General features: G+C 62.0%; 27 protein-coding genes and 1 pseudogene. 19 read left to right on the forward strand and 9 right to left on the reverse strand.

What is annotated here, in order from left to right; all coding sequences use genetic code 11:
- The coding region (locus A0O30_RS22195; RefSeq protein ID WP_146256324.1) for a transposase at positions 1 to 575 on the forward strand (575 nt) is incomplete at its 5' end.
- A 98-nt stretch (positions 576 to 673) separates the two neighbouring features.
- On the opposite strand, the gene A0O30_RS22200 is transcribed toward A0O30_RS22195, so the two are convergent.
- The 3 genes and pseudogenes from A0O30_RS22200 to A0O30_RS22220 all read right to left on the reverse strand — a co-directional run bounded on the left by A0O30_RS22200 (position 674) and on the right by A0O30_RS22220 (position 3,552).
- A complete protein-coding gene (locus A0O30_RS22200) occupies positions 674 to 2,260 on the reverse strand; it encodes an ABC-F family ATPase (protein WP_016715632.1) in 1,587 nt (528 codons plus the stop codon).
- A 20-nt stretch (positions 2,261 to 2,280) separates the two neighbouring features.
- Positions 2,281 to 2,523 (reverse strand): annotated as a pseudogene (locus tag A0O30_RS28050) (site-specific integrase); the annotation flags it as partial.
- Positions 2,524 to 3,216: 693 nt separating this feature from the next.
- Positions 3,217 to 3,552 (reverse strand): hypothetical protein, encoded by a 336-nt coding sequence (locus A0O30_RS22220; protein ID WP_256589750.1) that lies wholly within the window; start codon positions 3,550 to 3,552, stop codon positions 3,217 to 3,219.
- 341 nt (positions 3,553 to 3,893) lie between these two features.
- Between A0O30_RS22220 and A0O30_RS22225 the strand changes: the two genes are divergently transcribed.
- From A0O30_RS22225 to A0O30_RS22235, 4 genes are all read left to right on the forward strand, one after another.
- Positions 3,894 to 4,451, forward strand: coding sequence for a GNAT family N-acetyltransferase (locus A0O30_RS22225; protein ID WP_105948037.1), 558 nt, complete (start codon positions 3,894 to 3,896; stop codon positions 4,449 to 4,451).
- A 548-nt stretch (positions 4,452 to 4,999) separates the two neighbouring features.
- Positions 5,000 to 5,140 carry a hypothetical protein gene (locus A0O30_RS27895; RefSeq protein ID WP_177410303.1) on the forward strand — a complete coding sequence of 47 codons (141 nt, stop codon included), beginning with the start codon at positions 5,000 to 5,002 and terminating at the stop codon, positions 5,138 to 5,140.
- Positions 5,141 to 5,294: 154 nt separating this feature from the next.
- Positions 5,295 to 5,669: a hypothetical protein gene (locus A0O30_RS22230; protein WP_105948038.1), complete on the forward strand. Its 375-nt coding sequence runs from the start codon at positions 5,295 to 5,297 to the stop codon at positions 5,667 to 5,669.
- A 130-nt stretch (positions 5,670 to 5,799) separates the two neighbouring features.
- Positions 5,800 to 6,108: a hypothetical protein gene (locus A0O30_RS22235; RefSeq protein ID WP_105948039.1), complete on the forward strand. Its 309-nt coding sequence runs from the start codon at positions 5,800 to 5,802 to the stop codon at positions 6,106 to 6,108.
- Between the two features lie 280 nt (positions 6,109 to 6,388).
- Here the strand turns inward: A0O30_RS22235 and A0O30_RS22240 are convergent, their stop codons facing one another.
- Together A0O30_RS22240 and A0O30_RS22245 are read right to left on the reverse strand one after the other, a co-directional pair.
- Positions 6,389 to 6,607 (reverse strand): hypothetical protein, encoded by a 219-nt coding sequence (locus A0O30_RS22240; RefSeq protein ID WP_105948040.1) that lies wholly within the window; start codon positions 6,605 to 6,607, stop codon positions 6,389 to 6,391.
- 158 nt (positions 6,608 to 6,765) lie between these two features.
- Positions 6,766 to 6,966 (reverse strand): hypothetical protein, encoded by a 201-nt coding sequence (locus A0O30_RS22245; RefSeq protein WP_105948041.1) that lies wholly within the window; start codon positions 6,964 to 6,966, stop codon positions 6,766 to 6,768.
- A 201-nt stretch (positions 6,967 to 7,167) separates the two neighbouring features.
- Here A0O30_RS22245 and A0O30_RS22250 point away from each other — a divergent pair, with 201 nt between their 5' ends.
- Positions 7,168 to 7,527: a hypothetical protein gene (locus A0O30_RS22250; protein WP_016715626.1), complete on the forward strand. Its 360-nt coding sequence runs from the start codon at positions 7,168 to 7,170 to the stop codon at positions 7,525 to 7,527.
- A gap of 1 nt (position 7,528) precedes the next feature.
- Here A0O30_RS22250 and osmE read toward each other — a convergent pair whose 3' ends face one another.
- Complete coding sequence (gene osmE, locus A0O30_RS22255) at positions 7,529 to 7,885, reverse strand: osmotically-inducible lipoprotein OsmE (protein WP_105948042.1); 357 nt, start codon at positions 7,883 to 7,885, stop codon at positions 7,529 to 7,531.
- Between the two features lie 34 nt (positions 7,886 to 7,919).
- Positions 7,920 to 9,155 (reverse strand): NADH:flavin oxidoreductase/NADH oxidase family protein, encoded by a 1,236-nt coding sequence (locus A0O30_RS22260; protein ID WP_105948043.1) that lies wholly within the window; start codon positions 9,153 to 9,155, stop codon positions 7,920 to 7,922.
- 111 nt (positions 9,156 to 9,266) lie between these two features.
- Here A0O30_RS22260 and A0O30_RS22265 point away from each other — a divergent pair, with 111 nt between their 5' ends.
- Complete coding sequence (locus A0O30_RS22265) at positions 9,267 to 9,686, forward strand: MerR family transcriptional regulator (RefSeq protein WP_105948044.1); 420 nt, start codon at positions 9,267 to 9,269, stop codon at positions 9,684 to 9,686.
- A 27-nt stretch (positions 9,687 to 9,713) separates the two neighbouring features.
- On the opposite strand, the gene A0O30_RS22270 is transcribed toward A0O30_RS22265, so the two are convergent.
- The gene (locus A0O30_RS22270; protein ID WP_105948204.1) at positions 9,714 to 9,920 is read right to left on the reverse strand and encodes a hypothetical protein; all 207 of its coding nucleotides are present in this window, start codon (positions 9,918 to 9,920) and stop codon (positions 9,714 to 9,716) included.
- A gap of 227 nt (positions 9,921 to 10,147) precedes the next feature.
- Here A0O30_RS22270 and A0O30_RS22275 point away from each other — a divergent pair, with 227 nt between their 5' ends.
- The 6 genes from A0O30_RS22275 (at position 10,148) to A0O30_RS22300 (ending at position 15,575) form a co-directional block, all read left to right on the forward strand.
- The gene (locus A0O30_RS22275; protein WP_105948045.1) at positions 10,148 to 11,128 is read left to right on the forward strand and encodes a quinone oxidoreductase; all 981 of its coding nucleotides are present in this window, start codon (positions 10,148 to 10,150) and stop codon (positions 11,126 to 11,128) included.
- Positions 11,129 to 11,141: 13 nt separating this feature from the next.
- Positions 11,142 to 11,990 (forward strand): TauD/TfdA family dioxygenase, encoded by an 849-nt coding sequence (locus A0O30_RS22280; protein ID WP_019097549.1) that lies wholly within the window; start codon positions 11,142 to 11,144, stop codon positions 11,988 to 11,990.
- Positions 11,991 to 12,044: 54 nt separating this feature from the next.
- Complete coding sequence (locus A0O30_RS22285) at positions 12,045 to 13,097, forward strand: 3-keto-5-aminohexanoate cleavage protein (RefSeq protein WP_105948046.1); 1,053 nt, start codon at positions 12,045 to 12,047, stop codon at positions 13,095 to 13,097.
- A gap of 216 nt (positions 13,098 to 13,313) precedes the next feature.
- Positions 13,314 to 14,594 (forward strand): MFS transporter, encoded by a 1,281-nt coding sequence (locus A0O30_RS22290; protein WP_105948047.1) that lies wholly within the window; start codon positions 13,314 to 13,316, stop codon positions 14,592 to 14,594.
- Between the two features lie 4 nt (positions 14,595 to 14,598).
- The gene (locus tag A0O30_RS22295; RefSeq protein WP_105948048.1) at positions 14,599 to 15,252 is read left to right on the forward strand and encodes a DsbA family oxidoreductase; all 654 of its coding nucleotides are present in this window, start codon (positions 14,599 to 14,601) and stop codon (positions 15,250 to 15,252) included.
- Positions 15,249 to 15,575: a Rieske 2Fe-2S domain-containing protein gene (locus A0O30_RS22300; RefSeq protein WP_105948049.1), complete on the forward strand. Its 327-nt coding sequence runs from the start codon at positions 15,249 to 15,251 to the stop codon at positions 15,573 to 15,575. The genes A0O30_RS22295 and A0O30_RS22300 overlap by 4 nt, the downstream gene beginning before the upstream one ends.
- Here A0O30_RS22300 and A0O30_RS22305 read toward each other — a convergent pair.
- The gene (locus A0O30_RS22305; RefSeq protein ID WP_105948050.1) at positions 15,572 to 16,582 is read right to left on the reverse strand and encodes an AraC family transcriptional regulator; all 1,011 of its coding nucleotides are present in this window, start codon (positions 16,580 to 16,582) and stop codon (positions 15,572 to 15,574) included. The genes A0O30_RS22300 and A0O30_RS22305 overlap by 4 nt on opposite strands.
- A 194-nt stretch (positions 16,583 to 16,776) precedes the next feature.
- Here A0O30_RS22305 and A0O30_RS22310 point away from each other — a divergent pair, with 194 nt between their 5' ends.
- The 6 genes from A0O30_RS22310 (at position 16,777) to A0O30_RS22335 (ending at position 26,052) form a co-directional block, all read left to right on the forward strand.
- Positions 16,777 to 17,355, forward strand: a complete 579-nt coding sequence (locus tag A0O30_RS22310) for an alpha/beta hydrolase (RefSeq protein WP_105948051.1) — start codon at positions 16,777 to 16,779, stop codon at positions 17,353 to 17,355.
- Positions 17,356 to 17,429: 74 nt separating this feature from the next.
- The gene (locus tag A0O30_RS22315; protein ID WP_105948052.1) at positions 17,430 to 19,385 is read left to right on the forward strand and encodes a DUF1302 domain-containing protein; all 1,956 of its coding nucleotides are present in this window, start codon (positions 17,430 to 17,432) and stop codon (positions 19,383 to 19,385) included.
- A 38-nt stretch (positions 19,386 to 19,423) separates the two neighbouring features.
- Complete coding sequence (locus A0O30_RS22320) at positions 19,424 to 20,782, forward strand: DUF1329 domain-containing protein (RefSeq protein WP_105948053.1); 1,359 nt, start codon at positions 19,424 to 19,426, stop codon at positions 20,780 to 20,782.
- A 22-nt stretch (positions 20,783 to 20,804) separates the two neighbouring features.
- Positions 20,805 to 21,800, forward strand: coding sequence for a YCF48-related protein (locus A0O30_RS22325; RefSeq protein WP_105948054.1), 996 nt, complete (start codon positions 20,805 to 20,807; stop codon positions 21,798 to 21,800).
- A gap of 15 nt (positions 21,801 to 21,815) precedes the next feature.
- Positions 21,816 to 24,281 (forward strand): RND family transporter, encoded by a 2,466-nt coding sequence (locus A0O30_RS22330; protein WP_105948055.1) that lies wholly within the window; start codon positions 21,816 to 21,818, stop codon positions 24,279 to 24,281.
- Entirely contained in the window at positions 24,274 to 26,052 is a 1,779-nt protein-coding gene (locus tag A0O30_RS22335; RefSeq protein WP_105948056.1) for an acyl-CoA dehydrogenase C-terminal domain-containing protein, read from the forward strand. The genes A0O30_RS22330 and A0O30_RS22335 overlap by 8 nt, the downstream gene beginning before the upstream one ends.
- Positions 26,053 to 26,056: the final 4 nt, after the last annotated feature.

The following is a 26,056-nucleotide window of genomic DNA, read 5'->3' on the forward strand; positions in this document are numbered from 1 at the left end:
AACTGCCGGTGCTGCAAAACAAGCCTGAGCCATCCAACAAGCCTTTGCGCAGCCCACACCGAAGCGGCGCCCAACAGACCGAATTGCATCAGACATTGTGGAAAGTTCTTGGCGTGGACCTGACCGCAATTCCGACCATTGGGGTGGACACCGCATTGGTGCTGGCAGGCGAGATCGGTACAGATCTATCACGTTTCCCGTCCTCACAGCACTTCTGCTCTTGGTTGGGACTGGCTCCTCCTACCCGAATCTCCGGCGGTCATCGACTGGCAGGAGGCGGGCCCAAAATAGTCAATCGAGCAGCTCAAGCACTCAAGCAGGCTGCATCCAATGCTCGTAATGACAAGGGTTTCATTGGTGCATCGCACCGAGCCAGGCTGACTCGAATGGATACCAGCTGCGCCATCAAAGCCACTGCCCACCAGTTGGCACGACTGGTGTACAACCTGCTAACCAAGAAACAGGCTTATGTCGAAAAAGGTCTTGAGGAATTCGAAGCCAGGAGCCAAGACCGACAGGTCCGGGCTTTGCTTCGCAAAGCCCGGAAACTGGGGTACCAACTGGTGGCTGCCTGAGTGCTTAAAAAACAGTGGGTTGCATTTTGTTTGATGAGAGCGGGCATGCCCGCGAAGAGGCCGGCTCAGCCATATAGATGGCCATGCCGCCCCATCAATCAGACCAGCACACCCTGGCTACGCAGGTAGTCGTCATAGGTACCGCTGAAGTCCACTACGCCATCGGCCGACAGCTCGATGATGCGCGTGGCCAGCGACGATACGAACTCGCGGTCGTGGCTGACGAACAGCAGGGTGCCTGGGTAGTTTTCCAGCGCCAGGTTCAGCGCTTCGATCGATTCCATGTCCAGGTGGTTGGTCGGCTCGTCCATCACCAGTACGTTCGGCTTCTGCAGGATCAGCTTGCCGAACAGCATACGGCCTTGCTCACCACCGGAAATCACCTTCACCGACTTGAGAATCTCGTCGTTGGAGAACAGCATGCGCCCCAGGGTGCCGCGGATCACCTGCTCGCCAGAGGTCCACTGGCCCATCCAGTCGAAAAGGGTCATGTCGTCTTCGAAGTCGTGGGCGTGGTCCTGGGCGTAGTAGCCCACTTCAGCGCTGTCGGTCCACTTGACCGAACCAGCATCCGGGGTCATCTCGCCGACCAGGGTGCGCAGCAGCGTGGTCTTGCCAATACCGTTGGGGCCGATGATGGCAACGCGCTCGCCCGCTTCGACGGTGATGTCGAAGTTCTTGAACAACACCTTGTCGTCGAAGGCTTTGGCCATTTTTTCGACGACCACGGCCTGGCGGTGCAGTTTCTTGGTCTGTTCGAAACGAATGAACGGGCTGACACGGCTGGACGGCTTGACCTCGGCCAGCTGGATCTTGTCGATCTGCTTGGCGCGCGAAGTCGCCTGCTTGGCCTTCGAGGCGTTGGCCGAGAAGCGGCTGACGAAGGTCTGCAGCTCGGCGATCTGGGCTTTCTTCTTGGCGTTGTCCGACAGCAGTTGCTCACGCGACTGGGTGGCTGCGGTCATGTACTCGTCATAGTTGCCCGGGAACAGGCGCAGTTCGCCGTAATCCAGGTCAGCCATGTGGGTGCAGACGCTGTTGAGGAAGTGTCGGTCGTGGGAAATGATGATCATGGTGCTGTTACGCGCCGTGAGGATCGTTTCCAGCCAGCGGATGGTGTTGATGTCCAGGTGGTTGGTCGGTTCGTCGAGCAGCAGCACGTCCGGGTCCGAGAACAGCGCCTGGGCCAGCAGTACACGCAGCTTCCAGCCCGGTGCCACTTCGCTCATCGGGCCGAAGTGTTGCTCCAGTGGAATACCCAGGCCCAGCAGCAGTTCACCGGCGCGGGATTCGGCGGTGTAGCCGTCCATTTCGGCGAATTCGGTTTCCAGTTCGGCGACGGCCATACCGTCTTCCTCGGTCATTTCCGGCAGCGAGTAGATGCGGTCGCGCTCGGCCTTGACCTTCCACAGTTGACCGTGGCCCATGATCACCGTATCGATCACGGTGAATTCCTCGTAGGCGAACTGGTCCTGGCGCAGTTTGCCCAGACGGGTGTTCGGCTCGAGCATGACCTGGCCCCCGGATGGCTCCAGGTCACCGCCGAGGATCTTCATGAAGGTCGACTTGCCGCAACCGTTGGCGCCGATCAGGCCGTAGCGGTTGCCGTTGTTGAATTTGACGGAAACGTTTTCGAACAGCGGCTTGGAGCCGAACTGCATGGTGATGTTAGCGGTGGAGATCAAAGGGCTTACCTATCAGTAACTTACGACGCTGGGCTTTCAGCTGATACCGATTTGATACCAATCTTGAGCTTTTCCAGCTCGCTCCAGTCGGAGCTTGAGTTAAGCCAACGGGCATACGTCGACAGCAGCATCTGAACGCTGTGACCCAGCTGTTGGGCGATAAATGCGGGGTTGAGGCCGGACATTGCGCGCATTGTCGCATAGGTGTGACGGCAGTTGTATGGGGAGCGACGCTTGATCCCCAATTCATTCAGTCTCGGCACCATCGCTCAGCCGCACAACAGGCCTTCAGGCACTTGGCTGGACGCTTGCGGTTCTGCGCCGCCTTCACGGGGTGGCTTTATTGTTGAACAGGGGTGATATGCTTCGCCGCTTACCAGGCAGGGAGAGCGGTGATGCGGGTTAGCGAGAGACTTCGGGCGTTCCAGGCGTGGTTCAATCCGAAGCGCAGGAGGCGCGCAGGCGTAGCGTTGATCGTCCTTGGCCTGGTTGGGATGGTTATCAACCCGCAAAGTCGGTGGAGCCTGGTCTTCGGGACGGGGATCTACTGGTTCTTTACTGCCTGGTCGCCCGGTCTTCGTCGCAAGCGCTAGGTTTTGTCAAAGTGATACAGGTGCAATAAGGCCCGAAACAAAGGCTGAAGCAGGGAGCGCGGTGATGGGTAGACGGCTGGAAGAATTTCGGGAGTGGTTGACGCCACGGAAGCGGCTGTGGTCCGGGATGGGCCTTTTTGTTTTTGTCATTGTGGTGACGGCAAAGTACCCCGAGTCGCACCTGACTTGGCTTATCGGTCCTGCTGCCGTACTCATCACCGGTAGTTTCATGGGGGCGCCGAGTAAAAGGCGATAGGCACTGGCGGGCCGCGCCGGAGGGAGCGCGCTCCTGAGGGAAATCGACACGGTGACCTTCGCGCCTTTACGCGCCAAGTGATAAGCCACTTTTGTAATCAACGTCTCCTAAGGCGCGTTGCCTAAACTCTTGCGGGTTTCGACTTCCAGCTTTCGACAAGCATCAGAGAATATGCTTTTCCCTACTGCTGGGCCGGAGTAGCTGTCCAGTTTCTCACGGCATAGTTCGACGGCATCTTGGGCCTGTATTGTTTCCTTGTCTTCTGGCGTGTCTTCGGTATAAAAGCCGAAAGCCCAGTACAAGGTGATGGCAATGATGATTCCGACGATAGCCTTGTTGACAGAGCCCATTCTCCTTACTGACGGTAGTGGGCCCCAAGGTGGATTCCGTATTGGTTGCCTGAGGTCAGATTGGCAGTGCTTGCATAAAATGGCTTCAGCCATGATGGCTTCCGCGCAATAGGGGCAGCTCTTTTTTCCAGTCTCCACCGATGAAACTCCTTTTTCAAAACAGGATTCTATCATTGGGCCTGAGGGCTGTGAGGGAGGTGTCTCTGTTTTCCACCAAAGGATCTTCTGGAGGCGGAATGCCTCGCCAACTTAATAAGTCAGGCAAATAAAAATCCGATTTGAATGACCGCTCCTGGCCGGTTGCTGCCCTTCGCGACTGGCGTCATCGACCCAATGCCTCCGGTAGTGACGTTTCACAAATCAGGGAGCGGTCGACACAAACAAGCCCTGTACTGATAATCACCGTCTCACAGGGATGCCCGGGAACGAATGTCATGGACTGTCTTCCGACGCTGATCACCGATCGGCTGGTTCTCACGCCCCTCCAGCTGGAGGATTCACCCATCATTCAGGAGCTGTTCCCCTGCTGGGAGGTGGTTCGCTACCTGGATCGTCGTGTCCCATGGCCGTATCCAGAAGACGGGGCGCTGGTCTATGTCCGAGATATCGCCCTGCCTGCCATGGCAGCAGGTCGTGAAAGGCACTGGATGATCCGCATGCGCAACGATGCTGGCTGCACCCTGGGTAGCATCAGTTTGTATGATCAGCCTGGAAACAACAGAGGTTTCTGGCTCGCACCACAATGGTGGGGAAAGGGCTACATGCGTGAGGCATGCCGGATTATCAATGCTTATTGGTTCGAGACGCTGTCGCGTCCGGTCATGCAGGTTCCCAAAGCGGTTGCCAACGACGCATCTCGCAGGGTCTCCAAACATGAGGGTATGCGCTTGGTAGACGTGCGGGCAGGAGAATTTGTATCTGGACCGATGGAGGTCGAAATATGGGAGATGACGCGTGCTGACTGGCTAGAAAGGTCGACTGCCAGTCGCTAGTTTTTACGCACTCAGTCGCCGCCAGCTTCGAATTGTAAGCTGCCTTCCGAAGGGCAGCTTTGGGTCGATTTCGGACCGTCAGCGACAGCTATCAGGAGATACCTTCAGGGTGCATCCAGGCCAATACCTGCTCTACGTAGCAATAACCGGAGTAATCATCCTGATAGGAGGTTGGCAGTTCGTGCCAGAATCCAGGCAGTAAGGTGCGGACAGCTAACGCTGCATTGCTTTAATACAGCGCTGGAACAGGAATTGCTGAGACCCTGAGACATTGATCATGCGGGGTACGCAGAAATGACTCAGGATGACCGCTATTACATGATTTTCAGCGTGGTGGCTGTGCTGGTACTGGACCTGGCGGCGACTTATGTGTTTCTCAATGTCATATCCTGACCCCGGTTGTGGGGCACGCCATACGCGTAATCGGGGCCAGCCGCTACATGAAACCTGTCGGGGAAGATGACCAGCGGCTTGCGCCTGCCAGAACATCCCGATTGAGTGCGGTCCAACGTAAGCAAGCCTTGGCTTCGCTTGTCGGAGGTACGCACATGAAACGCAAGACTGCATGGGTTGTGGTGTTGTCCGGTTTGCTGCTGCTCAGTGGCTGCTGGCCATACTGGCATGACGGGCGGCATCATCGCCATTATTACGACGGTGATCATGGCGGGCAGGAGTATCGTCGCTACTGATGGCGGGCGCGAGGGGCGCCCCGAGGTCCATATAGCCAATAAGCCTGATACCGGGTTGCCTTCCAGCAGTAACATGGGCACACGATAACCAAAACAGGGCGGCTGGCTGGTAATGACTTTACCTGTTTCTCATGGGGCAACAGGAGCGTGTTGCGTGAAGAGCTCAAGATCGCTAGCAGGCGCAATCGCAATATTTGTGTCCGGGTTCGCTACGGTGTTCATGGCAGGCTGCGCACAAAACCCTGATGTACGTGACAGCCACGATTATACCGTTGGCAGTACCGCGAAAAGCCCACCCGTGTATCTGGGGTGCGTCAAAGACGAACTTCAAGGCAATGTGAAAACCTACGAAGTCCAGGGCGATAATGCGGTCAGGCTGTTCATCGAAAGCACCGACCCCGACAAGGCGCAGGGGCTTGTAGAGTTGCGGGGCACGGGAACTCAGCGCCAGTTCACGGCTTATCAACGTGATGCCTGGTACGACCATGGCAGGTTGCTGGATGCCGCACTGATGTGTTCCAAGGCGTGATTGTTAGCGCTGGAAAACACAAAAAGCCCGCTGTTGAGAGCGGGCTTTTTGCATTTGCGGGCCACGGCCGCAATAATCCGCCTATTTGGAAGGAGAATCGCGGGTGCAAGCAAGAAGCGTTGTCGCCGAAATGTTCATTGGGATCCCGACGCATTTCTGGGTGTTGCCCGTTGCAGGCCTGGTTGCGTACTACGGCTTGAAGTGGTCCGCCAGATCCAGCAGTCGTGCGACCCTGCTGCAAGCCTCGACTTATTTGTTGCTGCTGGCGCTGGCGGTGCTGCCCAACGGTTTTTATGCGCTGTTTCCCCCTGCGCCCGACCCGGATGTGTTGTTGAATAACGCGCCGTTGCCCAACTATGCAGGGCGCCTCTACCTGGATGCATTCTACGTCTTCGGTGGTTGGGCGCTGAGCAAAGTGGTGAAGCTCAAGTTCAGCTGAGTCGCTGCCCGGGTACCTGATGCGCCGACTGGAACGGATATTGCTCGTACCCTTTCAAACCGGCGCATTTGGGGGATACGGCAATGCTTCCTGAAGACCTGTATGTCATGTTTCTGTTTGTCGCCAGCGTGCTGGCCCTCGATGTAGCGGCCATCGTGCTGTACCGGGGAGCCAAACCCTGACCCGCGTTTGGGGGGCTGGCACCCTGAACCGGGTATGTAGTCAAGGTCAGGCATGGATTAGCAGGCAAGCCAAGGCGTTTTCCGGGCTTTGAATTCAGTCAACAAGCGCCTTCAATGTCGTCGATTCTTGCGGCGACAGAGCGCAACTCGTCCGCAACCACATCGATGGACTTGATGTGCGCAGCAACATCCACCTCGTTTTGCGAGCTACCACGCGCCGCCATGAACCTGGCGTGACCACTCATGGCCTGACTGAGTTGGTCCAGGTGATCGGCTGTTCTGACCAGGTCTGACTTGATGCTATGAAGCGTTTCCATGGTGTTAAAGGCCTTCCTTGTCAGTTGCTTCAACGAGCCTGTGAGCATCGCCGCAGGGCAGGGTGAAACGCAACCGATTTATAGAAGGCGCTTTCTCGCCCAAACCCGGAAGAGCTTACGCGATGCTTGCTGGGGCGTCGGAGAGCCCCTGGTTTTTTTCAGCTGTCTGTTTCCACCTGCAGTACCGAACCTTTATCGTCCGTTACCAACAATCCGACGGACTGGATACCGTCTGATTGTTGCTCGGCAAGTGGCACGTCCGAGTGGCGAAAAATGCTACGGTTCTGTTCACCGGTTTTAAGGGTGATGAGTTTGCCATTCTGATAGAAAAGAAGTGTTTTGTTGGCGTTATTTTGCATTGCGTAACTCCTTGCCGACGTGTGGGTTGACCCCGTTACTGTCGCAGCCTCCACCTGCTCACGCTACTGGCAGAATTGTCAGGTACTTACCGTCGATCCCTGTCTGGCGCTCATCCAGCAGCGCGCTATTGCTGTGTCAATTGCGCGAAAACCTGCAGCCAGACCTTGGTTGATTAGTAACTCGGCGCAACCCCCGTTAGAATGCAGCGTATCCCTAATGGCCAATTGCAAATGCCTACCTTTCGTATCTTTATCACTTCTGCGTTAGTTGCCAGCCTTGCCGGCTGCGCAACCCCCGGCAAACCCACGGCCAGCAAACTGACCAAGAAATCGCCGCAGCAGTACGCCGCCTGTGTCCTGCCTAAGTGGCAGGCACTGGCGCCCCAGGCTACGCAGAAGTCGATAGCTCACGGTTATCGGCTGACGGCGCCCAGTGCCGTAGCGAGCGACGATGTGCTGGACGTGGTCGATTCTCGCGATGGCAGCCGCGCGACGTTCTACAAGGGCAGCTTCCTGTCGGGCGACAAATTGCGCCAGGCTGCCCGAGAGTGCCTGGACTGAGTCAGTAGCCCGAGCCGCTCGAACCGCCCATGCTGGGCAGGCGGGCCTTGTGCTGGGCATTGCTCCATTCGGCGCAGGTCATGAAGGCGGTCTTGTCCACCTTGCCGTTGGCGTCGAAGCTGACGCTGTAGGGTTGCCGGTTTCCGGCCTTGGACAGCATGTAGTCGAAGCACGTGCCGGGTACGACGGTGCGTTCGGACTCGGCATCAGGTTTGCCGCCTATTTGCACGACCTGGTCTTTGCTCATGCCGGTATCGACCTTGGCCACCAGTGGCTGGTCGTGGTACAGCGCAGAGCTGGATGAACAGGCAGCAAGTGCTGCCAGGGTGAAAAGCAGCGCGTAAAGGGGTTTGTTCATGGCAGTGCTCCAGTAAAGGGCAGTGCACCACATATCAATCCACTCGGCTTTTCATCATACGCCTGTACTGCCTTACCCGCAGTAAGGTGCAGCCTTGCTCCAGCAACAAGGCGCGCAACGGTGACGCATGGGCCTTGGGCTGGCTGCCTGCTGCCAGCCGGCGCATCTGCAGCTTCACCAGGGCCATGTACGCCAGTGCGGCCAACGCCTTGCGCTTCCAGCGAATCGGCTTCAGCTCGGCACTGGCTGTCGCCTCGCCCTTGTGCCAGCGCCGGGGCAAGCCAGGTTCGACAGCCAGCGCCGTGGCGATGCCGGCCATGGCCACGCCACTGGCGAGCACCTGCTCGACCACCGGCAGCCGGCGAATACCCCCCGTGACCATCACCGGCATCTTCGCGATAGCGGCGATATCCCGGGCAAACTCCAGAAAGTAGGCCTCGCGGGCCAGGGTGCGGCCGTCGCGTGCGTCACCTTGCATGGCCGGTGCCTCATAGCTGCCGCCAGACAGCTCCACCAGGTCCACTGGCAACGTGTTCAGCCACAGCACCACTTGGCGGGCATCCGCAGGTTCGAAGCCACCGCGCTGGAAGTCGGCCGAATTCAGCTTCACTGCCACGCCGAAACCGGGCGAAACGACCTCGCGCACGGCCTTGACGACTTCCAGCAACAGCCGTGCGCGGTTCTCCAGGCTACCGCCCCAACGGTCTTGACGCTGGTTGCTCAACGGCGACAGAAACTGGCTTAGCAGGTAACCATGAGCGGCATGTATCTGCACGCCACTGAAGCCGGCCTCTTCGGCCAGCGCTGCGGTACGGGCGAAGCGCTGGATCAGGGCCACGATCTCGGCTTCGTCCAGCGCCTTGGGCAGGGGGAACAGCCTGGACAGGCCACCCATGTTCAAGGCCACGGCCGACGGCGCCACGGTGGGTTGGCCAAGGTTGGCCTGCATCTGCCTTCCCGGGTGGTTGATCTGCATCCAGAATTGCGCGCCATGGGCGCGGCCGACACGGGCCCAGTCGCGAAAGCGTTGCAGCGGCTGGCTGGCATCGAGCATTACCCCGCCCGGGCCGGTCATCGCGCTGGGGTCGACCATCACATTGCCGGTCAGCAACAACCCGGCACCACCTTCGGCCCAGGCCTGGTACAGGCGCAGCAATGAGTCGGAAGGGGTCTGGTCGGGGTTGGCCAGGTTTTCTTCCATCGCCGCCTTGGCGATGCGGTTGGGAATGACACTGCCATTGGGCAGTTGCAGCGGCTGGAAGGGTGTCATGGCGATCTCCGGACAGGGTTACCACGCATCGGTTACTGACCGCGTGGGCTAGGTTGCAGAGAAGGCTAAGGTTAAAGTCAACTTTAAGGTCAATAGGGGAATGACAGTGAAATGAAAATTGGTGAGTTGGCACGACGCACGGGCCTCAGTGCATCGCGTATCCGTTTTTACGAAGCCAGCGGGCTAATTGCCGCCCGGCGCCTGGGCAACGGCTACCGGGATTACCCGGAGCAGGTCGTGCGGGCACTGGAAATCATTACCTGTGGCCAGCAGGCGGGGTTCAGCCTGGATGAAATGCGCAAGCTTACCGACGCGTCCGGGGCAGCACCGGGCGATCATGGTTTGTTGCTGGCCAGCCTCAAGCGCAAGGTGGCGGAGATCGAGGCGATGCAGCAGCGGTTGGCGCAGAACCGTGCTCAGTTGCTGGCGGTAATTGCCGGTATCGAAGGCAAGCCACAGGGGATGGACTGCGAACAGAACGCCCAGCGTTTGCTTGCCGGTTGGCAAGAGGTTGAGGCCACAGGCGCTTGACCCCGGGTGGGGCGGCCTTGGCATGGTTCATCCCGCCTCACCGCGCTTGTTCATCTGCTCGCACTGCACCTGCGCATCCGTCCTGCTCGGGTAGCTCGGCTTGAGCCGCTCCTTCACCTGGTTATCGTAAATGTCGAACCCTCCACAAACGGTAGCGGCGTAATAGCGGCTGCCCATGCGGAACGACTCCTTTTCGATCGGCACAGCGGGAACGATAACGAATCTTGGTTGCATGTTTCGTGCCTCCCCAGGCAGAGACTTAAGTATTAGTCTCGCCATAGATAAGCATCAAGGAGGCTCATCAATAAAACGGCGTTCATGCAGGGCAGGGCGACGATCGCGCTGTCATCAAATGAAAACCTGCTGTCGTCCGATGCGAAGCACCCTGCAAGCCAAGGGCATACAGTCCAGTCATCCAGAACTGACGCCAGGCGTCCAGATCGATGAGTGGAGAGACAAGCATGTCCAAAGTCGTACGTTTCCATCAGACCGGTGGCCCCGAAGTGCTGCGCTACGAGGATGCCGAGGTGGGCGAGCCCGGCCCGGGCCAGGTGCGTTTGCGCCAGGTGGCGGTGGGCCTGAACTACGCCGACACCTACTTTCGCAATGGCACCTACCCGATCCCGTTGCCCAATGGCATCGGCGTGGAAGCTGCCGGGGTGGTAGAGGCCGTGGGCGAGGGCGTGACTCAGGTGAGGGTCGGTGACCGTGTCACCTATACCGGCTTCCTCAATACCCTGGGTGCTTATTGCACCGAGCGCCTTATCCCCGCCGCGGCACTGATAAAACTGCCGGAGACCATTGCCTTCGAGACCGCTGCCGCCATGACCATGCGCGGCCTGACCTCGGCCTACTTGCTACGCCGGCTCTATGACTTCAAGCCCGGTGACAGCGTGTTGCTGCATGCCGCTGCTGGTGGGGTGGGCCTGATTGTCGCGCAGTGGGCGAGGCTGTTGGGGTTGAACGTGATCGGCACCGTATCCACCGAGGCCAAGGCTGAAGTGGCCCGCGCCCATGGCTGTAACCACATCATCAACTACAGCGTCGAGGACGTGGCCAGCCGCGTGCGTGAGCTGACCGACGGGGTAGGGGTGAGCGTGGTGTTCGACAGCGTTGGCAAGAACACCTTCATGGGGTCGCTCGATTCGCTCAAACGCCGTGGCCTGATGGTATGCGTCGGCACGGCTTCGGGCACCATCCCGCCGTTCGACCCGCAATTGCTGGCGATCAAGGGTTCGCTGCAGCTCACCCGCCCGGCGCTGGCCGACTTCATTGCCGACCCGGCAGAAAAGGCCGACCTGGCCGGCGAACTGTTCGACCACGTCAGCAGCGGGCGCATCCGGATCGAAATCAACCAGCACTACGCCTTGCAGGATGCCGTTCAGGCCCACCGTGACCTGGAAGCCCGCAAAACCACCGGCTCGTCGATCTTCGTCATCTGAAGAGGGCAACAGCATGCACATCGAACAACTGACCTGCGCGATCGGTGCCGAGGTAAGTGGCGTCAACCTGGCCGACGCGATTCACGATGATGACCTGTTCGCCCAACTGCGCCAGCAGTTGCTCCAGCACCGTGTGCTGTTCCTGCGCGACCAGCACTTCAGCCGTGCCGAGCATGTGGCCTTCGCCCGTCGCTTCGGCGAGCTGGAGGACCACCCGGTGGCCGGTAGCGATCCAGAGCACCCAGGGCTGGTGCAGATCTACAAGCGCCCGGACCAGCCCAACGACCGTTATGAAAATGCCTGGCACACCGACGCCACCTGGCGCGAGGCGCCCCCCATGGGCTGCGTACTGCGCTGCGTCGAATGCCCCCCGGTGGGCGGCGATACGATGTGGGCGAACATGGTGCTGGCCTATGAAAACCTGCCAAGCGACGTAAAAGCCAAAATCGAAGGCCTGCGCGCCCGCCACAGCATCGAGGCCAGCTTCGGCGCCGCCATGCCGCTGGACAAACGCCTGGCGCTGAAGGCGCAGTTTCCCGATGCCGAGCACCCGGTGGTGCGCACCCACCCGGAAACGGGTGAGCAGGTGTTGTTCGTCAACGCCTTCACCACCCATTTCAGCAATTACCACACCCCACAGCGGGTGCGGTTCGGCCAGGACGCCAACCCAGGTGCCAGCGACCTGCTGCGTTACCTGATCAGCCAGGCGTACCTGCCCGAGTACCAGGTGCGCTGGCGCTGGAAGCCCAACAGCGTGGCGATCTGGGATAACCGCAGCACTCAGCATTACGCCGTCATGGACTACCCGCCGTGCCACCGCAAGATGGAGCGCGCCGGGATCAAGGGCAGCCGCACGTTCTAAGCCTGTCGCCGTCACTGGCGGCAACCGCACAATAACAATAGCGAGGACTACAGCATGCAATTCTTCGACGATTCGTTGCACCCGGAAAACATGGAAAAGGTGGTGATCACCGTGGCCCCCTATGGCCCGGAGTGGATGCCCGAAGACTTCCCTGAAGACATTCCGCTGACCATGGACGAGCAGGTGCAGAAAGCCGTCGACTGTTACGAGGCAGGCGCCACCGTGCTGCACTTGCATGTGCGTGAACTGGACGGCAAAGGCTCCAAGCGCTTGTCCAAATTCAACGAGCTGATCGCCGGTGTGCGTGAGGCGGTTCCGGACATGATCATCCAGGTGGGTGGTTCGATTTCCTTCGCTCCGGAAGGCGAAGGCGAGGCGGCCAAATGGCTGTCGGACGACACCCGGCACATGCTCGCCGAACTGACGCCGCGCCCCGACCAGGTGACGGTGGCGATCAACACCACGCAGATGAACATCATGGAGCTGTTGTACCCCGAGTACCTCGAAGGCACCTCGCTGGCCAGCCCCGCAATCCATGCAGCTTACAGCGAGATGACCGTACCGGCCGGCCCGGCCTGGGTCCGCGAACACCTGCGCCGCCTGCAGGCCAGCAATATCCAGCCGCATTTCCAGCTGACCGGCATGCATGCCCTGGAAACCCTTGAACGCATTGTGCGCCGGGGTGACTACATGGGCCCGCTGAACCTGACCTGGATTGGCATTGGCGGCGGTTTCGACGGCCCCAATCCGTTCAACTTCTTCAATTTCATCCACCGCGCACCGGACGGCTGCACGCTGACCGCCGAGTCGTTGCTGAAGAACGTGCTGCCGTTCAACACCATGGCTTTGGCCATGGGCCTGCACCCGCGCTGTGGCAACGAAGACACCATCATCGACCAGCACGGCAAACGCTTCACCTCGGTGCAGCAGATCCGGCAGACCGTGCGCGTGGCGCATGAACTGGGTCGCGAGATTGCCACTGGCAAAGAGGCCCGCGCCATTTACCGCATTGGCCAGCAGTACGACAGCATCGAGCAGACCCTGAAGGCCAACGGCATGGCGCCGAATCGCCAGCCGGGGATCAAAGGTGTACCGCAACGTACCTGAGCCGATGATCGGTATGGCCAGGATGCTTTTTGTGGGAGCGGCCTTGTGTCGCGATAGGGCCGCAAAGCGGCCCCGGCAATTTGAATGCTAACGCGGGGATTTGGGGGGCGCTGTGCGCCCCTATCGCGACACAAGGCCGCTCCCACAAGGGCTGAGCAAGCTTCAGCAGCAGTGCATAACAACAAGAAAAACCCACACCACACCCAAGGAGGCAACATGGCCACCTACCTCGCCAGCGCCGAAGACGCCGGCAGCGAATCCGTCCACAGCGTGCCCCGGCGTTATGCCTGGGTGGTCTTTGCCCTGACGTTCGGCTTGCTGATCTCCGACTACATGTCGCGCCAGGTACTCAACGCGGTGTTCCCGCTGCTCAAGGGCGAATGGGCGCTCAGTGACAGCCAGTTGGGCCTGCTCAGCGGGATCGTCGCGCTGATGGTCGGCCTGCTGACGTTCCCGCTGTCACTGTTGGCCGACCGTTTCGGCCGGGTACGCAGCCTGGTGTTGATGGCAGTACTGTGGAGCCTGGCGACGCTCGGTTGCGCCTTGGCAGAAAATTACCCGCAAATGTTCATTGCGCGTTTTCTGGTCGGGGTCGGAGAGGCCGCTTACGGCAGTGTCGGCATTGCCGTGGTGGTCGCCGTGTTCCCCCGCGACATGCGCTCGACCCTGGCCGGGGCGTTCATGGCCGGTGGCATGTTCGGCTCGGTGCTGGGCATGGCCCTTGGCGGCGTTTTGGCTCAGCACCTGGGCTGGCGCTGGGCATTCGCCGGTATGGCACTGTTCGGCCTGGTGCTGGCGATGCTGTACCCCATGATCGTCAAGGAGGCACGCATTGCGCCCAAGTGCGCGCAGCAGGCGCTGGGCAAGGTCAGCCGCCCGCTGCGCAGCCTGTACAGCAGCCGCTCGGTCATCGCCGCCTATGTCGGCAGCGGCCTGCAGTTGTTTGTTGGCGGCACCTTGATTGTGTGGATGCCCAGCTACCTGAACCGGTATTACGCCATGGGCACTGATCGCGCCGGTGCGGTCGCCGCTGTCATCGTGTTGTGCAGCGGCGTCGGCATGATCCTCTGCGCCATGCTCTGCGACCGCCTGGGCCGGCAGCGCCCGGACCGCAAGATCAGCCTGGCCATCGGCTACTGCCTGGGCAGCTGCGTGCTGCTGAGCATGGCCTTCGCGTTGCCCGCTGGCACCGCACAACTGGTGCTGATCTGCCTGGGCATGATGATTGCCGCCGGCACCAACGGCCCGTCCAGTGCCATGGTTGCCAACCTGACCCACGCCTCGGTACATGGCACCGCTTTCGCCACCCTGACCCTGGCCAACAACCTGCTGGGCCTGGCCACCGGGCCGCTGATCACCGGCCGGGTGTCTGACCTGATCGGGCTGCAAGCGGCACTGCAGTTGGTACCGCTGACAAGCCTCGCGGCGGCGGCGGTGTTCTTGTTCGCTAAACGCCATTACCACCGCGACATGGATTGTCTGCGCACCAGGAGTTGAAACCGTGAAACAGCTGTTGTCCGTCGAGGTGTTCTTCGATTTTGTCTGCCCTTGGTGCCTGATTGGGCTGCGGCACCTGCAAGCGGCCCTGTTGTGGTTGCAACGTGAGCAACCCGAGGTAGAGGTGCAGGTGCACTGGCAGGGCGTGCAGTTGTTGCCTGGGCTGCCTGCCAATGGCGTGCCGTTCAGTACGTTTTACCTGCAACGCCTGGGCAGTGAACAAGCCGTGCGCGAGCGCCAGGCCCAGGTGCGCGCCGCTGCCAGCGTGGTGGGCGAGGATATCGATTTTTCGCGCATCCGCCGCATGCCCAATACCGGCAATGCTCACCGGTTGATGCAACGGGCCGGCAGCCTGCTCGGTGCACCGCAACAGGAGGCGTTGCTGGCGCGGTTATTCATTGCCTATTTCCATCAGGGCCGTGACCTGGGGGACAGCGGCACCTTGCTCGGTATTGCCCAGAGCTGCGGGCTGCAGGCCGCACAAGTGGTCGACTGCCTGCGTGACGACGGTAGCCCGTTTCTCGAGGGGGCAGGGCGCGCAGGCAGTGCCGTGCCGCGCTACCGCTTCAATCAGGGGCCGTTGATTGCAGGCGTGCGGCCGGCCGAGGCGCTGTTCGCGGCCATGAACGACGCCTTGCTGGAGGTGGCGCAGGCATGAAGCGACGTATGGCACTGGCCCCCGATCAAGTACCGCAACGCAACGGGCGGGTGCTGTTGGACCTTGAAGGCCACAGCGTGGCCTTGTTCAACATTGCCGATTCGTTCTATGCCGTCGATGACAGTTGCCCGCACCAGGGGGCATCGCTGTGCGGCGGTCGCCTGGAAGGCCGCGTCATCCAGTGCTGTGCCCACGGGTTGCGTTTCGACCTGGCCAGCGGTTATCTGCAGAACTCCACCGCGCTCAAGCTGAACACGTACCCTGTCGAGCACGAGAAGGGTGCGGTGTTTATCCTCCTCGATGAGCCTGCAACGGGCGGTTAATGCAACTGCCCATTGTGCTGTGCGCGCCAGTTCGCCGGCGGCATGCCGTACTGGGCAATGAACCAGCGAGTGAATGAGCTGGGCATCGAATAACCGAGCATGTCGGCAATGCGCCCCAGCGAATAGCTGGGGTTTTCCAGGTAGCGCATCACCAGGTCACGGCGCACGCTGTTGATCAGGTCCTTGAAGGTCAGCGCGTTCTCTTCCAGCCGCCGCTGCAGGGTGCGCACGTTCATGCCTTGGGTCTGCGCCACTTGCTCGATGGTGGCACGGCCCATGGGTAGCAGCAGGTAGATGGTCTTGCGCAGCTCAAGTTCCAGCGACGGCACGCCGCTGGCCGGCAGCGTGTCCAGGTAGCGCCGCGCCAGCCGGGCCATGGCCTCGTTGGCCTGCGGGCTGGCGCTGTCGAGGTCGGCAGCGGGGCAGACGATGCCGTTGAATTCGCTGCCGAACACCAGTGTGCAACCGAAAATGCGCCGGTGAATGGCCAGGTCGGCAGGGGCTGCGTGGGTGAAGTTGGCACTGATCGGGTGCCAATGGGCGCCCAGCAGCGCCGCGCACAGGCGCATCATCACGCCGATGGCCAACTCGGTGGCCTGGCGGCTGCACGGCGCTCGCTCGTTGATCACCTCTTCACGAATAACCACGGTCTTGCCGGCTTCCTCGATATGGATGGCCAGCGCGTCGTTGAGCAGGTGGCGGTACTGCACGATCACTTGCAGCGCATCGCGCAGGTTGCGTTGGTGGCTGAGCAGCAGGCTGATTTCGCCGAAGTCCGACAACTGGCGCAATTCGGCCATGCGCAAACCGAAACTTTCGCACTTCGTGGCGCTGGCAGAAGCCTCCAGCAAGCTGATGACGCTGGCCACCGGGATACGCCGGTTGGGGTCGTCGAGCAGCGCGGCGCTCAGGCCAACCTGTGCCAGCAGTGCATGGGGGTTGAGGCCCAGGTGACGGGACACTTCCAGGTAGTTGGTCAAGCTGGCGGCACGGACTAGAGCAGGCATTTTTTATTGTTGTCCCTAAAGCACGGGGGTTGCAGGTCCACTGGTTTTATAGCCTGCGTGTCATCAATTGAAAAGCAAAGCCCTGTTTTGACCGTTGTCATCAAATGAAAAGCGCCTGACGCCCAATGTAAAGCACCCGGGGGGAGGCCTGTTTACTGTGACCTTCAAGCGCTACATCGCACATGAGGTTCACCGTGGAAAAACTGCAAACCACCGCCACCGTGCTGATTGTCCCCGGCCTGCGCGACCACGTCGCGGAGCATTGGCAAACCCTGCTTGCCGGCCGCCTGGCCAAGGTGCGCAGCGTACCGCCGCTGCAGGTTGACGGGCTGTGCTGCAATGCCCGGGTCGAGGCGATCCAGCGCGAGCTCGATCAGATCGAAGGAGAGGTAATCCTGGTCGCGCACAGCGCTGGCGTACTGATGGTCGCCCATTGGGCGGCACGCTACCGGCGGCCGATCAAGGGTGCTTTGCTGGCGGCCCCGCCAGACCTCAACGCCCGCTGGCCGGCGCATTACCCAAGCCCGGCCAGCCTGGCCGAGAAGGGCTGGTCACCGCTTCCGCCGACGTCGCTGCCATTCCCAAGCATTGTCGCGGCCAGCAGCAACGACCACCTCGCCAGCTACGCCGCTGCCGGTGAACTAGCCCGGCGTTGGGGCAGCGAGCTGGTTGGCCTGGGCGCTGTTGGCCACCTTAACCCGGCTTCCGGTTTCGGCCCTTGGCCGCTGGCCGAGGCCCTGATCCGCCGACTGGACGCCGCAAACCTGCAGTAACGCATGGACGCCCCAGCCACGCCCGCAGCAGACGGGCGGCGCAAAAAACAATAACAATACGTGGAGCCATCGTAATGCCAGAACACCGCATTCACCGTGCTGTGAAGCCACAGCGCTGCCTGCTTGCCTGCGCCATCGGCCTGCTCACGCTGCCTGCCGCCCAGGCCTTCGAAGTCGATACCGGCAACGAAGACTGGGCCGTGCGCTTCGACAATACCGTCAAGTACAACTACGGCGTGCGCACCGAAAGTGCCGACAAGCGCCTGCTGGGAACGCCCAACAGCAACGACGGCGACTACAACTTCCGCAAGGCGGGCACCAACGTCACCAACCGGGTCGACCTGCTGACCGAGCTGGACGTGGTGTACCAGGGCAACACCGGTTTTCGCGTCAGCACTGCCAGCTGGTACGACAAGGCCTACGACAACACCGGCTCCAACAGCAACCCGTTCGTCAACGGCAACGGTGACCAGTCAGGCATCAACCCCAGCCTCAATGGCCTGCCGGGCACCGGCATACCGCTGGGCAGCCCGCACCTGAGCAACTACGCCCAGCGTTACTACAGCGGCCCCTCGGGCGAAGTGCTGGATGCCTTCGTGTTCATGAGCCGTGACGTGGGCGAAGCATCACAGGTCAGCGCCAAGCTGGGCCAGCACAACCTGTTCTGGGGTGAAACCCTGCTCAATCCGGTGCATTCGTTGAGCTACGGCCAGTCCGGCCTGGACCTGGCCAAGCTGGCGGCATCGCCGGGCACCGAGGCCAAGGAGCTGTTCGTGCCCCGTAATCAGTTGTCCACTTCGTTTCTGGTCAATTCCGAGTTCACCCTGGGTGCTCAGTACTTCTTCGACTGGGACGCGGCCCGACTGCCCGAGGCGGGTACCTACTATGGCGGCTCCGACGTGGTAGGCGAGGGCGCGCAGAGTTTTCTGCTGGGCCATACCGGCACCCCGGGGCTGATCCCGGTACGTGGCGCGCTGACCAGCATTCGCCGTGGTCATGACCTTACCCCTGGCAAAAGCGGCGACTGGGGCGTCATGGCCAAGTGGTCGCCGGAATGGCTGGGCGGCACCCTGGGTTTCTACTACCGCAAGACCTCCGAGATCCTGCCCCAGGCCTGGCTCGATGCGCGTGGCATGACCGTGGCCAACGGTCCGTTCGGCAACCCGCCGGGCAGCCGCCAAGGCGCGGTCGGCAACCTCTACAACTCACTGCAAAGCACCACCTACCAGTTCGCCTATGCCGACAACATCGACATCTATGGGCTGAGCCTGTCCAAGGATGTGGCGGGCATCAGCGTCGGCAGCGACTTGAACATCCGCCACAACATGCCGCTGGCGAGCATCCCGGCAATCGTCAGCGCCCCCGGCCAGGCAGGCCTGGGGGGCGGCTTCGGCCTGCTGCCGGCGCGCCTGCCCAGCAGCGGGGTGATCTACGACGTGCCCAAGGACGGCGACAGCCTGAGCGCCACCGGTGACACCCTGCACTTCACCCTCAACGGCCTGATGACCATCGGCGACACGCCGCTGTTCGACTCCGCAACCCTGCTCGGCGAGCTGTTCTACAGCAACCTGCTCAAGCTCGATGGCCACAACGAGGCCTTGTACAAGGGCAAGAGCAGCTACCGCGGTATCGACAAGGCCACCCGCGATAACTGGGGCGTCGCCGTCAACTTCACCCCCACCTGGTACCAGGTGGTGCCGGGCATGGACCTGAGCATGCCGCTGTCGGTCAACGTCGGCATCGACGGTGTGTCGCCGGTGCAGGGCGGCGGTGCCGAAAACACCGGCAACTACGCGGTGGGCGTGAGCGCCGCGATCTACAACCAGTACTTCGTCGACCTCAAGTACGTCGACAGCTTCGGTGAGGCCAAGGCCTGCAAGGATGGCCAGACCGACGGCAGCACCCCCAATGCCCTGGACGGCGAACAGGATTACACCTGCTACGGCGGCGGCTACGCCTCCTTCTCCGGTGGTGGTGCCACCACCGAGGACCGTGGCGCCCTGTACCTGACCGTCAAGACGACCTTCTGAGTCATGTTTCCTACCGCCTACACAGGAAGACAACCATCATGAATTTCGTACGTACCCTGCTGGCCTCGTGCCTGTCGCTGGCCGCGCTCAACGCTGCCCAGGCCGCCGTTTCCCCTGACCAGGCTGCCCGCTTGGGCACCAACCTGACCGCCATCGGTGCCGAAAAGGCCGGCAATGCCGACGGTTCGATCCCGGCTTACCAGGGTGGCCTGCAGACGCCGCCTGCCAACTTCCAGAGCGGTGCCAGCATGCGCCCCGACCCGTTTGCCAGCGACAAGCCGCTGCTGGTCATCGATGGCAAGAACGCCGACCAGTACAAGGGCCAGCTGACTGCCACCACCCTGGAACTGCTCAAGCGCTACCCCAGCTACCGTGTCGACGTGTACCCGACTCATCGCAGCGTAGCGCTGCCGCAAGCGGTGCTGGACAACACCCGCAAGAACGCCACCGCTGCCAAAAGCCAGGAGGGTGGCACGGCGGTGGACAACGTGCTGCCGGGCATCCCGTTCCCCATTCCGCAAAACGGCGCCGAGGCCATGTGGAACTTCCTGCTGCGCTACCAGGGCGTGAGTATGACCGCCAAGTACGACTCATGGAACGTCGATGCCGCCGGCAAAGCGTCACTGTCGACCACCGGCCAGGCCAATATCAGCTACCCGATCTACGAAGACATGGCCAAGCCGATCGGTGCCAAGGACACCTATTACCAGATGAAGCTGGTGTACACCGGGCCCGCGCGCCGTGCCGGCGAAGCCATGATGCTGCGCGACGCCGCCAACCCGCTGGTGCAGCCACGCAGCGCCTGGCAGTACCTGCCGGGCCAGCGCCGGGTCAAGCTGGCACCAAACCTGGCCTACGACACGCCCAACCCGGGCACCTCGGGCTCGGGCACCTACGATGACGTGTTTGTCTTCAATGGCGCGCTGGACCGCTACGACTGGACCTTGGTCGGCAAGCAGGAGATGTACGTGCCGTACAACACCTACCCGCTCACCTACAACACCGACGTCAAGCAACTGATCACCCCCAACCACCTGGCCCCGCAGTTCGTGCGCTGGGAAAAGCACCGCGTGTGGGTGGTGGAAGGCAAGCTCAAGGACGGCGCACGCCACATCTACCACAAGCGCCGCTTCTACCTTGACGAAGACAGCTGGATCGCCCTGGCCTCGGACCAGTACGACGCCCGTGGCCAGCTTTATCGTGGCTCGTTCGCTTTCCTCACCCAGAGCTACGACAAGCAGACCCCGGACGCCACGCCTTTCATGATCTACGACCTGATCGGCGGCACCTACAACCTCAACGGCGTGGTCGGTGCCTACGGTGGCATCCGCTACATCGACCCATTGTCGAAAGCCCAGTGGTCGCCCGAGTCGCTGGCCGGCAATGGCATTCGCTGAGCGCACGGAGCAGAGGTTGCCAATGTCTGTCTTCAAACGATGCAGCGTGGTGATGCTGGCCCTGGCGGCGCTGCAGGGCACGGCGCAGGCCGCGCCCTTCACCGACGTGCTGGATGTGCCCGCCATGCCCAGTGCCCTGGCCAGCAGCAGCGCCCTGCGTGACGTGACCTTGGCCGGGCCGCGCCTGGTCGCGGTCGGCCCGCGCGGGCACATTCTGTATTCCGATGACCACGGCGCGCACTGGCAGCAAGCCCAGGTGCCCGTCAGCGCCGACCTGAATGCGGTGAGCTTTGCCACGCCCGCACTGGGCTGGGCGGTCGGCCACGACGGTGTGGTGCTGCACAGCCGCGATGGTGGCGTGCACTGGCACAAACAGCTGGATGGTCGCGCGCTGGCAGAGCAGTTGCCTGCGGCGGCCACCGACAATGCCTTGCTCGACGTGTGGTTCAGCGATGCCCGCAACGGCTATGCGGTGGGCGTGTTCAACCTGTTGTTGCGCACGACAGACGGCGGCGAGCACTGGCAACCCTGGCTCGACCACAGCGACAACCCACAAGGCCTGCACCTGACCAGCCTGGCGGCGGTGGGTGACGACCTGTACATCACCGGCGAGCAGGGCCTGCTGCTGAAGTGGAGCGGCGCACGCTTCAGCCGCGTCGACACGCCCTATGCAGGCACCCTGTTCGGCGCCGTCGGCAAACCCGGTGTGCTGCTGGTCTACGGCCTGCGCGGCCACGTCTACCGCAGCACCGATGGCGGCCAGCAGTGGCGGCCGGTCAACACGGGCATCAACACCAGCCTCACCGCCGCGGGCATCGACCGTGATGGCCAGCTGTGGCTGGCCAGCCAGGCCGGCGACCTGCTGCTCAGTCGGGATGACGGTGCCAGCTTCAGCCAGGTGCCGCAAAGCGCCCGTGGCCCGGTGACCGCGCTCGTCAGCGACACCGGCAACGGCCTGGTGCTGGTGGGCGAGCGGGGCGTGCGCAACCAGGCCGGTAACCCCACGCAACACCCATAACAAGAGAAGACCCTGATGGCCGCTACCCGCCAAGATACCCTTCCGGTAATCCGCAACCTTGCCGACTTCGATCCACATTCGGGCAACGGCCTGGAACGCCTTGTGTTCAACCACCGCCTGCCATTTCTGCTGTGCATGCTGGTGGCGACGCTGGTGCTGGGCTTCATGGCGCTGACCCGCCTGGAACTGCGCCCCAGCTTCGACAAGATGCTGCCGCAGAGCCACCCCTACATCCAGAATTACCTGGAAAACCGCGCCTCGTTGCGCGGCCTGGGCAATGCGGTGCGGGTAGTGGTAGAGCACACTCAGGGCGACATTTTCGACCCGGGCTACCTGCAGACCCTGCGTCACATCAACGACGAGCTGTTCCTCAGCCAGGGGGTGGACCGGGCCTGGGTGAAGTCGTTGTGGAGCCCGGCGGTGCGCTGGACCGAGGTCACCGAAGAAGGCTTCCAGGGTGGCCCGGTCATGCCTGACGGCTATCAGGGTGCGGCCGGTGACATTGAACAGCTACGGCAGAACATCGAACGTGCCAACATCGTCGGCAGCCTGGTGGCGCGCGACTTCAAGTCGAGCATGCTGGTGGTACCGCTGCTCGACCAGGATTCGGCCACCGGCAAAGGCCTGGACTACCATGCCTTTTCGCAAAAGCTCGAACAGCTGCGCAGCCAGTACCAGGCCAGCGGCCAGTACCGTATTCATGTGATTGGCTTCGCCAAGCTGATGGGCGACCTGATCGACGGCTTGATCGAGGTGATGGCGTTCTTTGCCCTGGCGGTGTTGACCAGCCTGGTGATCATCTACTGCTATACCCGCTGTATACGCAGCACCTTGCTGGTGGTGCTGTGTTCGCTGACGGCGGTGGTATGGCAACTGGGTATCGTCGCCTGGCTGGGCTATGCCATCGACCCGTATTCGATCCTGGTGCCCTTCCTGATCTTTGCCATCGGCGTGTCGCATGCGGCGCAGAAGATGAACGGCATCCTTCAGGACATCGGTCGCGGTACCCATCGGCAGATCGCCGCTCGCTATACCTTCCGCCGCTTGTTCGTGGCCGGGGTGACCGCCTTGCTGGCCGATGCCGTGGGCTTTGCCGTGCTGATGATCATCGATATTCCGGTGATTCAGGACCTGGCGATTACCGCCAGCATTGGTGTGGCAGTGCTGATCTTTACCTCATTGCTGCTGATGCCGGTGGCACTGTCCTATGTCGGGGTAGGCTGCAAGGCCGCCGACCGGGCGCTGCGTATCGATGCCCGCGCGGCTCGGCACCGTGGCTTCGGTCGGCTGTGGGACCTGCTCGACCGTTTCACTGAACGCAAATGGGCCAGCGCCGCTGTGCTGGCGGCCCTTGCCCTGGCCGCCCTGGGCATCTGGGGCAGCTTGCAGCTGAAAGTCGGTGACCTCGACAGTGGCGCCCCCGAGCTTCGCGCTGATTCGCGCTACAACCTCGACAATGCCTACATCACCCAGCATTACGCACTGTCCAGCGACACCTTCGCGGTCATGGTCAAGACCGCTCCCGAAGGCTGCCTGCAATACCCGACCTTGATCCTGGCCGACCGCCTCGCCTGGGAGCTGCAGCAACTGCCGGGTGTGCAGACCACTGTGTCGCTGGCCAACGCTGTGCGCCAGATCACCGCCGGTACCTACGAAGGCAACCCACGGCTGAACAGCCTGCAGCGCAACCAGGACGTGCTCAATTACGCCGCCCAGCAGGCTTCGGTCAACGCCCCGGAGCTGTTCAACAACGACTGCTCGCTGATGCCGGTGATCGCCTACCTCAAAGACCATCGCGCCGACACGCTGGCCGAGGTGGCTGCCGTGGCCGAACGCTTTGCCCAGGCCAACAGCAGTGCCGAGCACCAGTTCCTGCTGGCCGCCGGCAGCGCCGGTATCGAGGCCGCCACCAACGTGGTGGTACGCGAGGCCAACCACCGCATGTTGTTGCTGGTGTACCTGGCGGTCACGTTGTTCTGCCTGGTCACCTTCCGCAGCTGGCGCGCAACGCTGGTGGCGATCCTGCCGCTGATGCTCACCTCGGTGCTGTGCGAGGCGCTGATGGTGGCCATGGGTATTGGCGTCAAGGTTGCCACTTTGCCGGTGATCGCCCTTGGCGTGGGCATTGGCGTGGACTATGCGCTGTACCTGCTTAGCGTGCAGCTGCACTACCAGCGCGCCGGGCTGAGCCTGGCTCAGGCCTACCAGAACGCCGTGGCCTTCACCGGCCGGGTGGTGGGGCTGGTCGGCATTACCCTGGCCGCCGGTGTGGTTGGCTGGGCCTGGTCGCCCATCAAGTTCCAGGCCGACATGGGCCTGCTGCTGACCTTCATGTTCCTGTGGAACATGCTCGGCGCGCTGGTGCTGATACCCGCGCTGTCGCACTTCCTCCTGCGTGGCCAGGGCGCCCCGGCGGCTGCCGAAACCCGGGCCGTAGCACTTTCGCAAACCCAAGAAGCCGAGTGTTCGCCTCATGTCTGATTACCTTCCGCCACTGCGCGACATGGATTTTCTGTTCAACGACGTGTTCGACATCCCCGCCTGGTGGGCGCAAACGCCCGCACTGGCCGACGTGGTCGATGGCGACACTGCCCGGGCCATACTCGAGCAAGCCGGCAAACTGATTGCCGAGCAGGTGGCGCCGCTCAACCGCAGTGGCGACGAGCAGGGATGCCGTTGGGAGGCTGGCCAGGTTCGGACACCCGACGGTTTCGCCGATGCCTACCGGGCATTTGCCGCTGACGGCTGGGTCGGGGTGGCCGGTGCGCCGGAATACGGCGGCATGGGCATGCCGAAAGTGATCGGTGCCCAGCTCGAAGAAATGCTCAATGCCGCCAACCTGTCATTCGGCCTGTACCCGATGTTGACGGCCGGCGCCTGCCTGGCACTGCTGAACCATGCCAGCGAGGCGTTGAAGGCGCTGTACCTGCCGCCGATGTACCAGGGGCGCTGGACCGGGTCGATGTGCCTGACCGAGCCCCACGCCGGCACCGACCTGGGCCTGATCCGCTCCCGCGCCGAGCCCGTTGCGGATGGCGGCTACCGCATCAGCGGCACGAAGATTTTCATCACCGGCGGCGAGCAGGACCTGACCGAGAACATCATCCACCTGGTGTTGGCGAGGCTGCCGGATGCCCCTGCCGGCCCCAAGGGTATCTCGCTGTTCCTGGTACCCAAGGTGCTGGTTGGCGCCGACGGCACGTTGGGCCAGGCCAATGCGGTGAGCTGCGGCTCGATCGAGCACAAGATGGGCATCAAGGCTTCGGCCACCTGCGTGATGAACTTTGACGGTGCCATCGGCTACCTGGTCGGTGAGCCGAACAAGGGGCTCAATGCGATGTTCACCATGATGAACTACGAGCGCCTCGGCGTGGGTATCCAGGGCCTGGCCTTGGGTGAGCGTTCGTATCAGGGGGCCATCGCCTATGCCCGCGATCGCCAGCAAGGCCGCGCACCGACGGGGGCCGAAGTGCCGGCGCAGCATGCCGACCCGATCATTGTCCACCCGGACGTACGCCGCATGCTGATGACCATGAAAGCGCTGAACGAAGGTGGCCGGGCATTTTCCACCTACGTGGCATTGCAGCTGGACCTGGCCAAATACAGCGACGACCCGGTTGCGCGCGCGCAGGCCGACGCCAAGGTGGCGTTGCTCACGCCGGTGGCCAAGGCCTTCCTCACCGACATGGGGCTGGAGACCACCGTGCACGGCCAGCAGGTGCTGGGTGGCCACGGCTATATCCGTGAATGGGGCCAGGAGCAGTTGATTCGCGACTGCCGCATTACCCAGATCTACGAAGGCACCAATGGCATCCAGGCCCTGGACCTGGTGGGGCGCAAGCTGTTTGCCGATGGTGGCGAGGCGTACCTCGCTGTGTCCGATGAACTCACCACCTTTGCCGAGGCGCTGCCCGCTGCATGTGCCGAGTTCAGCGCACCGTTGCTCGCTGCCGTGCGCAACCTTGACGAGCTCAGTGCCTGGCTGCTCGACCGTGCCCAAGGCAACCCGCGCGAGCTTGGCGCGGCGGCGGTCGAGTACCTGCAGGTGTTTGGCTACACCTTCTACGCCTACCTGTGGGCACGCATGGCCGTGGTGTGCCAGCGCCAAGCGGCACCGGAGCCGTTCCACGTGAGCAAGCTCGGTACCGCGCGCTTCTACTTTGCACGCCTGCTGCCGCGCATCCATTCGCTCAGTGCCAGTGTCAGGGCCGGCAGCGACAGCCTGTACCTGCTCGAGGCCGGGCAACTGTGATGGC

Origin of the sequence: Pseudomonas sp. LLC-1 (assembly GCF_002992185.1) — a bacterium.
Classification (GTDB): Bacteria; Pseudomonadota; Gammaproteobacteria; order Pseudomonadales; family Pseudomonadaceae; genus Aquipseudomonas; species Aquipseudomonas monteilii.

Bases quoted from the DNA above. Each gene is read 5' to 3' on its own strand.
- A0O30_RS22245 (WP_105948041.1), bottom strand. From the start codon at position 6,966: ATGCAAAATAACGCCAACAAAACACTTCTTTTCTATCAGAATGGCAAA.
- A0O30_RS22285 (WP_105948046.1), top strand. From the start codon at position 12,045: ATGCAATTCTTCGACGATTCGTTGCACCCGGAAAACATGGAAAAGGTG.
- A0O30_RS27895 (WP_177410303.1), top strand. From the start codon at position 5,000: ATGAAACGCAAGACTGCATGGGTTGTGGTGTTGTCCGGTTTGCTGCTG.
- A0O30_RS22305 (WP_105948050.1), bottom strand. From the start codon at position 16,582: ATGCCTGCTCTAGTCCGTGCCGCCAGCTTGACCAACTACCTGGAAGTG.
- A0O30_RS22235 (WP_105948039.1), top strand. From the start codon at position 5,800: ATGTTCATTGGGATCCCGACGCATTTCTGGGTGTTGCCCGTTGCAGGC.
- A0O30_RS22265 (WP_105948044.1), top strand. From the start codon at position 9,267: ATGAAAATTGGTGAGTTGGCACGACGCACGGGCCTCAGTGCATCGCGT.
- A0O30_RS22270 (WP_105948204.1), bottom strand. From the start codon at position 9,920: ATGCAACCAAGATTCGTTATCGTTCCCGCTGTGCCGATCGAAAAGGAG.
- A0O30_RS22330 (WP_105948055.1), top strand. From the start codon at position 21,816: ATGGCCGCTACCCGCCAAGATACCCTTCCGGTAATCCGCAACCTTGCC.
- osmE (WP_105948042.1), bottom strand. From the start codon at position 7,885: ATGAACAAACCCCTTTACGCGCTGCTTTTCACCCTGGCAGCACTTGCT.
- A0O30_RS22335 (WP_105948056.1), top strand. From the start codon at position 24,274: ATGTCTGATTACCTTCCGCCACTGCGCGACATGGATTTTCTGTTCAAC.
- A0O30_RS22300 (WP_105948049.1), top strand. From the start codon at position 15,249: ATGAAGCGACGTATGGCACTGGCCCCCGATCAAGTACCGCAACGCAAC.
- A0O30_RS22240 (WP_105948040.1), bottom strand. From the start codon at position 6,607: ATGGAAACGCTTCATAGCATCAAGTCAGACCTGGTCAGAACAGCCGAT.
- A0O30_RS22320 (WP_105948053.1), top strand. From the start codon at position 19,424: ATGAATTTCGTACGTACCCTGCTGGCCTCGTGCCTGTCGCTGGCCGCG.
- A0O30_RS22225 (WP_105948037.1), top strand. From the start codon at position 3,894: ATGGACTGTCTTCCGACGCTGATCACCGATCGGCTGGTTCTCACGCCC.
- A0O30_RS22325 (WP_105948054.1), top strand. From the start codon at position 20,805: ATGTCTGTCTTCAAACGATGCAGCGTGGTGATGCTGGCCCTGGCGGCG.
- A0O30_RS22290 (WP_105948047.1), top strand. From the start codon at position 13,314: ATGGCCACCTACCTCGCCAGCGCCGAAGACGCCGGCAGCGAATCCGTC.
- A0O30_RS22280 (WP_019097549.1), top strand. From the start codon at position 11,142: ATGCACATCGAACAACTGACCTGCGCGATCGGTGCCGAGGTAAGTGGC.
- A0O30_RS22275 (WP_105948045.1), top strand. From the start codon at position 10,148: ATGTCCAAAGTCGTACGTTTCCATCAGACCGGTGGCCCCGAAGTGCTG.
- A0O30_RS22315 (WP_105948052.1), top strand. From the start codon at position 17,430: ATGCCAGAACACCGCATTCACCGTGCTGTGAAGCCACAGCGCTGCCTG.
- A0O30_RS22220 (WP_256589750.1), bottom strand. From the start codon at position 3,552: ATGGCTGAAGCCATTTTATGCAAGCACTGCCAATCTGACCTCAGGCAA.
- A0O30_RS22250 (WP_016715626.1), top strand. From the start codon at position 7,168: ATGCAGCGTATCCCTAATGGCCAATTGCAAATGCCTACCTTTCGTATC.
- A0O30_RS22260 (WP_105948043.1), bottom strand. From the start codon at position 9,155: ATGACACCCTTCCAGCCGCTGCAACTGCCCAATGGCAGTGTCATTCCC.